At 58.0% G+C, this 10,887-nt stretch carries 7 protein-coding genes; 3 read left to right on the top strand and 4 right to left on the bottom strand.

Translation table 11 applies throughout. From position 1 onward, the window contains the following. Positions 1 to 160 precede the first annotated feature (160 nt). On the bottom strand, positions 161 to 1,948 hold the full coding sequence (locus LW884_01330) for a mechanosensitive ion channel family protein (GenBank protein MCE3006978.1): 1,788 nt from the start codon (positions 1,946 to 1,948) through the stop codon (positions 161 to 163). A 99-nt stretch (positions 1,949 to 2,047) separates the two neighbouring features. Next, a complete protein-coding gene (locus LW884_01325; GenBank protein ID MCE3006977.1) occupies positions 2,048 to 2,473 on the bottom strand; it encodes an Hsp20/alpha crystallin family protein in 426 nt (141 codons plus the stop codon). 170 nt (positions 2,474 to 2,643) lie between these two features. Here LW884_01325 and mtnA point away from each other — a divergent pair, with 170 nt between their 5' ends. Continuing rightward, positions 2,644 to 3,795: an S-methyl-5-thioribose-1-phosphate isomerase gene (mtnA, locus tag LW884_01320; GenBank protein ID MCE3006976.1), complete on the top strand. Its 1,152-nt coding sequence runs from the start codon at positions 2,644 to 2,646 to the stop codon at positions 3,793 to 3,795. 9 nt (positions 3,796 to 3,804) lie between these two features. On the opposite strand, the gene LW884_01315 is transcribed toward mtnA, so the two are convergent. Further along, the gene (locus LW884_01315; protein ID MCE3006975.1) at positions 3,805 to 5,622 is read right to left on the bottom strand and encodes an ABC transporter ATP-binding protein/permease; all 1,818 of its coding nucleotides are present in this window, start codon (positions 5,620 to 5,622) and stop codon (positions 3,805 to 3,807) included. Positions 5,623 to 5,740: 118 nt separating this feature from the next. Here LW884_01315 and LW884_01310 point away from each other — a divergent pair, with 118 nt between their 5' ends. Then, complete coding sequence (locus LW884_01310) at positions 5,741 to 6,628, top strand: DUF1761 domain-containing protein (protein MCE3006974.1); 888 nt, start codon at positions 5,741 to 5,743, stop codon at positions 6,626 to 6,628. Positions 6,629 to 6,688: 60 nt separating this feature from the next. Further along, positions 6,689 to 7,891, top strand: coding sequence for a DNA polymerase IV (gene dinB / locus LW884_01305; GenBank protein ID MCE3006973.1), 1,203 nt, complete (start codon positions 6,689 to 6,691; stop codon positions 7,889 to 7,891). A gap of 118 nt (positions 7,892 to 8,009) precedes the next feature. On the opposite strand, the gene LW884_01300 is transcribed toward dinB, so the two are convergent. Beyond that, positions 8,010 to 10,887, bottom strand: a 2,878-nt coding sequence (locus LW884_01300) for a tail fiber domain-containing protein (GenBank protein MCE3006972.1), incomplete at its 5' end; no start/stop codon positions are given.

The following is a 10,887-nucleotide window of genomic DNA, read 5'->3' as shown; positions in this document are numbered from 1 at the left end:
GGTGAGCCGCACCAACTACGCCGGCCAGGTACTGAATAGCAGCCAGGGCATGTCCACCCCCTTGGTACTGCAACCCCGCGACTAGATGGCGGTGGCCAATAGCGCAGGCCGTACGGGATGAAGATTAGTCGTACTCCCCCAATGCGAGATCCGAATCCCCTCAGGGTGCCAGGGGGGCTTTATCTCCTGCGCGCCACCCGGCCTGTATGGCAGCTAGGGTAGCCCGCACCTGTTCCTGTGCCCTGCGGGCATCGGCCTCATAGGGGGCAGCCTGGGCTGGCTGGCCAGACACCGTCTCCACATGCAGAGTTTGGGTGGGGTAGGCAAAGCGTATCCCCAGTGCATGCGCCAGCCTCACTATGCCCAGTAGCACCTCCTGGCGTGCCTCCAGTTCCTCGCTCCAGCTGGGGCAGCGGAAGAAAATGTAAAACTGAACTTCGAGGCTGCTGGCCGATACGTCGTTCAGGTGTATTTCGTACATATCCTTGCGGGTATCCGGGTGGAGGCGCACCATCTCCCGCAGGCCCTTCACATAGGCCTCTATCAGGTCTGGGGGGGTGTTCATCTGCAGGTTCAGCTTCACCCGCATACGGCGGTAGTGGCGTAGGCCCATGTTATCCACCATCTGCTCGGCCAGCAGGGCATTGGGCACATACACCAGCGAGTTGTAGAACGTGCGTATGCGCGTGGCCCGTAGGCCCACCTCCTCCACTGTTCCCTCCATGTCACCCCCCAGCTTCACCCAGTCGCCTATCTGAAAGGGTCGGTCTACGAAGATCATCACCGAGCCGAAGAAGTTCTTCACCGTGTCTTGCGCCGCCAGGGCCAGGGCCAGGCCACCAATGGAAAGACCAGCAATAACTGCCGTCAGGTCAAAATGAAAATTGCTGAGGATAAAAAGAATACCCACAAGCACAATCAGGATGCGAATAACCTTGAGTGCTACAGGTAGCAGCTGGTCGTCCGTTTTGCTGGATGTTTTGGCAGCCAGGCGCTTCAGGTAGGCACCTAGCACACTTACTAGCCTATAGGCCAGTACGGTAACCACCACGGGTAGCGATATGCTGAAGGAATAGAGCAGGTAGCGGGTAAAACTCGGGGGCAGCTCCAGCGCAGGCACAAAGTACTGTATCCACCAGATGATGAGCGCAATGCTAAGTGGGCGAGCAACGGGGTTGGTAAACCGGCGGACAAAGTGCCCTATCTGTAGCCACTGTAGCAGCTGTAGTGCCAGGCCAGATAGGATCCAGGCGAGCACCCGGTATAGCAGTAGGGCTATTAGCAGCCACACGGCTAGCAGGAATAGGCTAAACGCACTCAGATCTCCCACCAGTTTTTGCTGCTTCCAGTTGCCTGGCACCAGGCTCAGTACCTTGTCTATACCCAGCGGATACAGCTCCGAATACAGTTCGGGAATGGCTTTTATCGTTTCTTGTGTGAACATCCACTGGCCAGCCACTCGCTCAACATATAAGCGGGGATAGTCCGGGTTCAGGTAATAGCGTGGCCGCTGGGTGGCACTGTCGAGGTAGTTTGTGTCGCGCGGTACCTCTTCCAGGTAAATATATACCCCTCTTCCGTCCAGTACCTTTTTCAGCTTTTGTAGTAGCAGGATAGCGTGGGCGCTGTCCAGGCTGCGGGTGTCGAAGCTGCCAAGGGCATAAACCGGATAGTAGTAGGTAGACTTTGTAAAGAGTAGAAAGTTTACCAGGCTATGGTAGGGAGAGACCATCCGTCCCCCCACGGCTTCCAGGTCTTCCAGGTAGTCACGCTCTACAATACTTAGGGCCTTGGTGCGGGGGTATAGCTGTGGGTGCTCGGGATTTGGCAGCAGCGTATCTACTAGATGGCGGCTGGTGGTATCCGACCATACAGCCCTGCCCGCAGGCAGCTGCGCCCAGGCCATGGCTGGTAGCAGGAAGAGCACGAAAGAGAAAAACACAGACACGACCCAAAATTAACGCATTCTTTGCCCGCTGCAAAAAAGCGCCAACCCCATCCGGAGCTGGCGCTTCCCTACTCAAACTGCTACCGGAGGGCTGGGGGCCTAGATTACATCTACGTTGAATCGCTTGGTTTTCTGCTCATCCTTGGGCAGGGTTATCTCCAGCACCCCATTCTCATACCGGGCCTTTACGGCGTCTCCCTTGGCTTTTTCCGGCACACGGAAACTGCGGCTGAAACCACCGTAATAGCTCTCTATCCGATGGGCCTTTTTGTCCTCCGCTACCTTTTTGCGCTCTCCGCTTATCGTCAGGATTCCCTCCTGCACCTCCACGTTGATGTCCTTCTTGTCTATGCCCGGCACATTCAGGTGGATGTGATAAGCGTCTTCGGTTTCGAATACATCTGCCTGGGGTACAAAGGCTACCGATTGCGAGAATTGGTTCACGCTTTCGTTGAAGAAGCGATCAAACAGATCCGAAAAGCTGGTGGGTACCAGGTTGGTTTGGGGTTTGGCAAGTGATTTCATTGTTTTAAGTGTTTAGGGTTTTACGTTTACAAAGAAGGCACTTCACATTCCGTACCAGCCCGATTACAGTCCCACAAATTGCCATTTTGTCATTAACCCCGCCCAATAGACAGCCAAATAGACAGAAAGAAAGATAAAAATGCTGTCATAAGCTTTGTTTCCTTTGTAGCATGAAGGTACATGGAAGGTCTACCCAGACCCTGTGGGTGGTAGAGGGAGCCCAGCCCACCATAGCAGTGTGGGATCAGCGCAAGCTGCCCCACCAGATGGAGATCATAGAGCTGAAGCACTACCCGGATGCCGTGGCGGCCATACGGGATATGACGGTGCGCGGCGCGCCGCTAATAGGTGTAACGGCTGCCTATGGCATGTGGCTAGCCGCTGCCGAGGCTGTAGCACACAGCCCTGCCACCCTGGGGGAGCAGCTGCAGCAGGCAGCCCAGGCACTAAAGGCGGCCCGCCCCACGGCCGTAAACCTGGCCTGGGCGGTAGACCGATGCCTGCAGGCATGGGCCGAAAGCCAGGCGGATGCCGAAGACAGCGTGCGGCTGCTGCGCACCCTGGCCGATACGATCCGGCAAGAGGATATAGACCAGTGCCGCGCCATAGGCGAGCACGGACTGGCACTTATACGCACCATAGCCGAGCAGAAGCCTGCCGGAGAGCCCGTACGCATCCTTACCCACTGCAATGCCGGCTGGCTGGGGTGTATAGACTATGGCACTGCCACCGCACCCATCTACCTGGCGCACGATGCCGGTATAGCCCTGCAGGTGTGGGTAGACGAAACCCGCCCGCGCAACCAGGGCAGCAACCTGACTGCCTGGGAGCTGCAGCAGCACGGCATACCGGTGCAGCTAATTGTAGATAATGCCGGGGGGCACCTGATGCAGCAGGGCCTGGTAGACCTGTGCATAGTGGGCACCGACCGCACCACCCGCACCGGCGATGTGGCAAACAAGATAGGCACCTATCTGAAGGCCCTGGCTGCCAAGGACAATGCCGTACCCTTCTACGTAGCGCTACCCGGTAGCACCATCGATTTCGGCCTGCAAGACGGTATAGCCGAAATCCCGATTGAAGACCGGGGGCCAGACGAGGTGCGCTACATACAGGGCTGGGACGAGGCCCAGCAGGCGCTAAGCCGGGTACGCATCTGCCCACCCGATACCCCTGCCACCAATCCGGGTTTTGATGTTACACCGGCAAGGCTGGTAACAGCCCTGATTACCGAACGGGGGGTGTGCCCAGCCAGCGAGGCAGGGCTGCTCACGCTGTTTGCAGACAAGGCCCGGGAGCTGGAGCAGCGGGCACAACGATAGCACCCGGGCCTACAGAGCCTGCTGCTCGGTAGACAGCTCTGCCTCCAGCTGCTGCCGGGTGTATAGGCGGGCATACAGGCCCTCCTGCGCCAGCAGGGTGCTGTGTGTGCCCTGCTGGCTCATTATGCCATCCTCCAGCACAATGATCTGATCGGCATGCTGCACCGAGTGGATGCGGTGGCTGATAATGATAACCGAGGGGGCCACACCGCCATACAGGGCAGGGTCCTTCAGGTTGGCCAGGATGTACTCTTCTGTTTGGGTATCCACGGCACTCAGGGCATCGTCCAGGATAAAGATGCGCGGCCTGGACAGCCAGGCACGGGCAATAGACACCCGCTGCTTCTGTCCGCCACTCAGCGTTACGCCCCGCTCGCCCACCAGGGTATCAAACCCCTTGGGGAAATGCACAATGTCCTCAAAAACACCTGCAAACCGGGCCGCAGCCTCCACTTCCGCCCGGCTGGCCCCGGGTTTGGCAAAGGCAATGTTGTTGGCAATGGTATCCGAAAACAGCAGTACATCCTGCTGCACATAGCCGAAACACTGGCGGAGCTGTGCCTCGGTATACTGGGGTAGCGGGCGGCCGCCCAGCAGCACCTGGCCAGTATCCGGGTCCATAAAGCGCACCAGCAGGTTGGCCAGGCTAGACTTGCCGCTGCCGGTAGGCCCCACTATGCCCAGGGTGTGCCCGTCAGGCAGCTGCAGGCTAATGTGCTGTAGGGCAGCAATGCCGGTGTCCGTGTAGGTCAGGCTGGCTGCTTCCACGCGCAGGTCGTAGTGGGCAGGCGGCTCGGCCGTGGGCGGAAAGTGCAGCTCGCTCTCCATGGCCAGCATCTCATCTATCCGCTTCTGGCTAGCTACGGCACTCTGGCTCAGGCTAGTAACCCACCCCAGCGACGTTACCGGCCAGATCAGCAGGTTGATGTAGATAATAAACTCGGCGATATTGCCATAGCTGATGGTACCGGCTATAACAGAGTGGCCACCAAGCCAGATGGTAAAGAGGGTGCTAAGCCCTATCATGAGCATAATGGTAGGAAAAAACAGCGCATCAATCTTTACCAACCGCATGGCACGCCGCTTGTACTCCTTGCTCTCCTGCTCAAATCGCTCGGCTGTATTCTGCTCGCGTGCATAGGCCTTCAGCACCCGTATGCCCGAAAATGCCTCTTGGGTAAAGTTGCTCAGTACCGAGAGCTGCTGCTGCTGCTCGTCTGTTCGCTTGATGATCACCCTGTGCACCAGATAGATGGAAACGACTAGCAGGGGCAGGGGCAGAAGCGCATACAGGGTCAGCTCAGCATTCACGGCCAGCATTACGGCCAGGATGATGATGAAAAGCGTAATTGTGTTGATGGTGTACATGATGGCCGGGCCGGTAAACATGCGCACATTGCTTATGTCCTCACTTATGCGTGCCATCAGGTCGCCGGTGCGCAGCTTGCGCAGCATGCGCAGGCTATAGGTCTGAAATTTGTCGAATAGCTGCTTCTTCTGTTCGTATTCTATTTTTCGGCTCATCACAATGAGTGTTTGCCGCATAAAAAACTGGAATACACCACGCAGAATGGCCATAACCACCAGGATGACCCCATACAAAAGCCCTGCCGCTACCCCATCTGCCACCACCTGCGCATCTGCGGCATAGCCGTCCGTTAGCTGGTGTAGCAGCAGGTATTCGCGCACCAGGTCAAATCCGTCTCGCACCACCTGGGCCGGAAACACCGCGAGCAGATTGCTAATGACAATAAATACAATGCCCCACACAAGCAGCCAGCGGTAGTGGACCAGGAAGGGCCGCAGGCTTCGGATCAGATAGTTCACAGGCCAAAGTTCGATATTAATTTAGAACAACAGGGACACAGCACTTTTTCGTTCTGGATAAATTGCGTAGACTTGCTAAATAAATCAATGTACGTACATTAAATAAAACCAAGTTGTCATGATTGATCTCCTCCTACAGGGTATAGAGTCCGTCTATTACCCGGCTATCTTCGCAGCCTTTGTGCTTTATTTTCTAGTGGGCATCCTGTGGTATAGCCCCGGTGGCCTGTTTGGGCGGGCCTGGCTGGTGGATACGGGCCTGGCAAGCAGGCCCGGTGGATATTCCTTCCAGCCAAAGAGCCGTATACTGGGGGCACTGGCTATGCTGGCCGCACTCCTTCACCTGGGGGTGATCTTGCAGCCCGATATGATGCGGCCCACTGCCCTGAACCTGGGCATTGTGGCCCTGGTGCTCACCCTGATCCATGGCAACCTGGTAGCTACCAACTATGCCTATGAGCGAAAACCTGCCCGGCTGTGGTGGATAAACGTGGGCTATGTTTTTATTATCCTGCTAGCACTGGCCCTGGGCAATGCCGTGCAATACTACTACGTAATCGGGGCCGACCGGCTGACGGAATTTCACTACAAGTGGATTTCGCACAGTGCCACCCAGGTGCCCTGGCTGGCCCTGCCTATCGGCATCGTACTGCACCAGCTGCTGGGCTTCCTGTGGTATAGCAAGCTGTTTGGGGCCGTGTGGATGCAAGAGGCCGGTATGAAACCCGCAGATGTGGGCCGAGAGGCAGCCCTGGCAGCCCTGAAAAAAGCCCTGCTGTTTGGGCTACTTACCTTCGGGCTGCTCACCCTGCTGTTTGCCATGTATCGGGTAGAGGGCTGGATAGGGGCCATGCTAGTAGGCCCCCCGGTGGCCATCTTCCATGCCCTGATGGTGGGGATGAACTGTGCCTTTGAGGAACGAAGCCTCCGGTATTTTGTCATCACAGCAGGCTACCCATCCCTCAGCATTGTGCTATACGCCCTGCTGTATGGCCTGACGGGGTAATGGGGTGCCGAAGGCCCTATTTTGTCTTGTGCAAGGGCACGTCCGGGTGTAACTTTCGCTATGGCGTATCATGCGAAGGCCCTACCCTGCGTCCTGCACCTGGACCTGGATTCCTTCTTTGTGTCGGTAGAGATACTGAAGAACCCGAGCCTGAAAGGGCAAGCGGTGGTAGTGGGCGGGCTGGGCCGCAGGGGGGTGGTGGTAAGTGCCAGCTATGAGGCACGCGCCCTGGGGATACACGCACCCATGCCGGGCAGCAGGGCGCAGCGGCTGTGCCCACAGGCCATCTTCCTGCCCGGAGACCCCCAGGCCTACGGGCAGCACAGCAGGCTGGTGCGCAGCATCATAGCCGAGGAAGTGCCGGTATATGAGGTGGCGAGCATAGATGAGTTTTACTGCGACCTGAGCGGGCTAGACCGCTATGCCGGGGGTGCCTGGCCCTTTGCCCAGCGGCTACGCAGGCGCATACAGCTGGAGACTGGCCTACCCATCAGCATGGGCATGGGCCGCACCCGTACGCTGGCCAAGATGGCTACTAATGCGGCCAAGCCCAATGGCGAACTGTGGGTACGGCCAGGCACCGAGCTGGCCTGGCTGGCCCCCCGGCCAGTAGCCGAGGTACCTATGGTGGGCAAGCAAACCCTGGTGCGGCTAACGGCGCTGGGCCTATACACCCTGCGAGACGTGCAGCAGCAAACAGAGGCCCAGCTGGAGCAGAAGCTGGGAAAGGCAGGCCGCTACCTGTGGCGCAGGGCACAGGGCCTGGGTAGCAGCAGCGTGGGCGGCACGCGGGTACGCAAGAGCCTGGGCCACGAACGTACTTTTCTGGAGGATGTGCAAGACCGACGGCAGCTAGAGGCCCGGCTGATGCGCCTGGCCGAAAAGAGTGCGTACGAGCTGCGCAGGCTGGGCCTGGTGGCCGGCTGTGTAGGGCTAAAGCTGCGGCACAGCAACTTTACTACCTATGGCCTGCAGCGGCGCATTCCGCTATCGGATAGCGAGCAGGACTTTATCCCCATAGCGCGGGGCCTGTTTCACCACCTGTACCGGGATGGAACGCCCTATCGACTGATAGGCATACGCCTGACGGAGCTACAGGCGGGGGGCCGTCCCTTAAGCCTGTTTGAAGACCACCCCAGGGAACAAAAACTGATACGGGCGCTAGACCTGATAAAGAGTAAATACGGGGAGAAAAGCCTGAAACGCGCCCAAGGGTACCTACCACCCGCTACGAACGGATCCCACACAGACAGAGACACTTAGCCCCTGGCCTACCCCACCCCACCGGGGGCCAGGCACACACCCAGGCGCACCAGTGCCGACTGAACTGCTGCCCCCCCAGCCCTACAGCGGGGGCTACCTCCGCATTCCGCCCGGGCGGCTAGCACTCGGCCGTACGGCTCTGGGTCTTGAGGGCCTCCACCTCCTGGCGCAGAGCCTGGTTTTGCTCCAGCAGCTGCTGTAGCAGGGCCTTCAGCTCGGCGCTGCCTGCCGCCTGGGCCGTCTCCAGCTTATCCAGGCGGGTGGTGGTGCGCTGCTGCTGGTGGTCCAGGGCCTGTATGGCGCCTATGCCGGCGGTAAAGAGGCGGTCGTAGTCGATGGTACGAAAGTCGTTCACCTCCTTACCGTACACAAATAGGCCCTCAGTCAAGTCTCCATCCCATTTCTCCACCGTTACATGTGCGCCATCTACGGCAGTTACCAGCGGCGTTTGCGTGCCCGCCTTAGCATAGATGCGCACCCGGTCTCCGGCCTGCAGGCCGTGGCCAGGGGCCAGGCGGAAGGCGATGCCCGTACTATCGGGCGTAGGGGCCACCTGGGCTACATACTGCATCACGTTGGGGATATAGTCCGTATTCCGGTGCACGGCATCGGGCAGCACCTGCTCCACCTCCTGGGCGATAAAGCCGGTTTTGGGCGCGGTGCCATGCTGCAGGCTATCCAGGTATTTGTATTGGGTTACCTGCAGCCTGCGCAGCTCGGCCAGCTGCTGCTGCGGCTCCGGGCGGGCCAGTATGCGCTTTACCCGCGCGTCGGAGGTAGCATTAAACTCCACAGCCCAGATGCGCGAATTGGAGCGGATGCCCACAGGGACTAGACCGCTGGCCTCCCCGGTAAATGGGTCGCCTAAGGTAGGGCCAGGAGTAATGACTCTTGCATAGAACGCGAAGTTACCAGTTAGATCATTAAACCCCTGCACATCCAGGGGCACACGTGGGTCAGTGGTGCCTATGCCCACCCGGCCAGTCTGTGTAATGGTAATACGAGTGTTATTCTGGAGATTTGCGTCGGTGGCTACGTCGCCCAATGCAAACTTCAACTTTCGCCCATCGGTCTCATCCAGAAAGATGCCAACATCCTCGGCTCCAGCAAGGGTGTGCAGGCGAATGATGGCATCCCGGTTGGCTCTATCATTCCACAGGCCCATACAAACATCGTCATTGGTTGCTGTTGGGTTCCTTATATCCAGTTTCCATGTCGGATCGGTGGTGCCTATGCCCACATTGCCGTCATGGTTAATGGTCATTCGGGTTTGGAGTGCGTTGGTAGTATTTTCTGTGGTCTGAAAGCGAAGACTGGCACCATTTCGGCTTGCAGTCCAGCCTTCTTCTGCCTGGCTAGTTATGGCCGCGCCTATTCGAAAAGCAGTTCCATTTGTGCCCCGGAGGTTAATTGTACCTAAGACCGAACCAGAGGGGAGGGCATTAAAATTACCCGGGGAAGAACCAACTGAGCTCCCAATACTTAACACGGCACTCGTTGTGTTGGAATACATCTCCAGATTTGCTACGAAGCCAGTGGTGGTTTTCACGTCAAGGGCGACGGAGGGTGTGGTGGTGCCTATGCCCAGCCGGTTATTTGCATTATCCCAGGCCAAATTTGTTCCGGCAGCTACTGTGCCCGTGCCCGTCCAGTAGGTTACGCGGCCGTTGGTGCCTCCGCTCAGGGTGGCGGGGGGCAGGGTCTGCCAGCTGGCGTTTCCGCTGGCATCGCTGGTCAGCACCAAGTTCGCTGCAGCACCATTCTCCAGGCGAAAGGTACCTGCACCTGCTATATGAAGGCTTGCAGTGGGTGTTGTGGTGCCTATACCGAGCCGGCTGTTGGTGGCATCCCAGGAAATCGAAGTACTACTCAGCTGGCTCGCGCTACTCCAATAGGTCATGCGGTTGGCGGTTCCGCCCGTAAGGCTCGGTAGGGGTGCCCACTTCGCCACGCCATTGTTATCGCTGGTCAGTACCCGGCCATCGCTCTGGTTACCGTCTACTATGCGTAGGGTACTCCCACTAGGCCCCTCTACATGCAGCCGTACCAGGGGGGCGGTTGTGGTGCCTATGCCTACGTTACCCGCCTGGGTCAGGGTCATTCTTGCCTGGCCACGCCGGGTGCTTTGCTGGGTCATGTTATCGCCCATGGAAAACTTGAGAGCATCATTGTCCGCAGCATCCAGAAACACACTGGCATCATTGCCGCCCACTTCGCTAAAGAGTACCAAGCCAACATCGTGGCTTGGTCGATCATTTTCGATAAGTAATAGGGCGTCCTGTGCCTGCGTTGACGGATTCAGGAGGTGTAGAAGCTGAGTGGGAGCGGTGGTGCCTATGCCCAGCCGGCCATTGGTGTTATCCCAGGTCATACCCGAACTTGCTATCTGGGTAGTACCTTGCCAGTAGGTTACTCGTCCAGCAGTGCCGCTCCCAATCACCGGGGCAGACTGCCAGGTAGCATTCCCGCTGGCATCGCTGGTTAGTACCCGGCCAGCGCTCTGGTTGCCGTCTACTATACGTAGGGTACTCCCACTAGGTCCTTCTACATGCAGCCGTGCTAGGGGGGCGGTGGTACCGATACCGAGGTTACCCGCCTGGGTCAGGGTCATCCTCGTGCTACTTGAAAGGGCTGTAGGATCGGTTACAACGCCTGCAGAGAACTTCAGCTTTTGCTGATCCGACTCATCAACAAAGATGGCTGCATCGTTGTCATCCGTCAGTGTGTACAGCCTAATGATGGCATCTCTATTGGTCCTACTGTTATACAGCGTAAGCGACACATCGCTGTCAGTACTAGTAGGATTGAATACCTCTAGATTCCAACGCGGATCGGTGGTGCCGATGCCCACATATGCTGCGTTATCGGTCGGGTACACATTGTCACCAGTCTGCATCCAGGGACCAGAACTGCCTCCGGCATCCTGCCAGAGGGTACCATTCCACACCTGCACCCGGTCCTGGGTGGTGTTGTAGATCAGCATACCGCGCTCGGTG

The sequence above is a fragment of the Bacteroidota bacterium genome, from assembly GCA_021300195.1.
Classification (GTDB): Bacteria; Bacteroidota; Bacteroidia; order J057; family JAJTIE01; genus JAJTIE01.
This window is presented reverse-complemented; position numbering and strand designations above follow the sequence as displayed.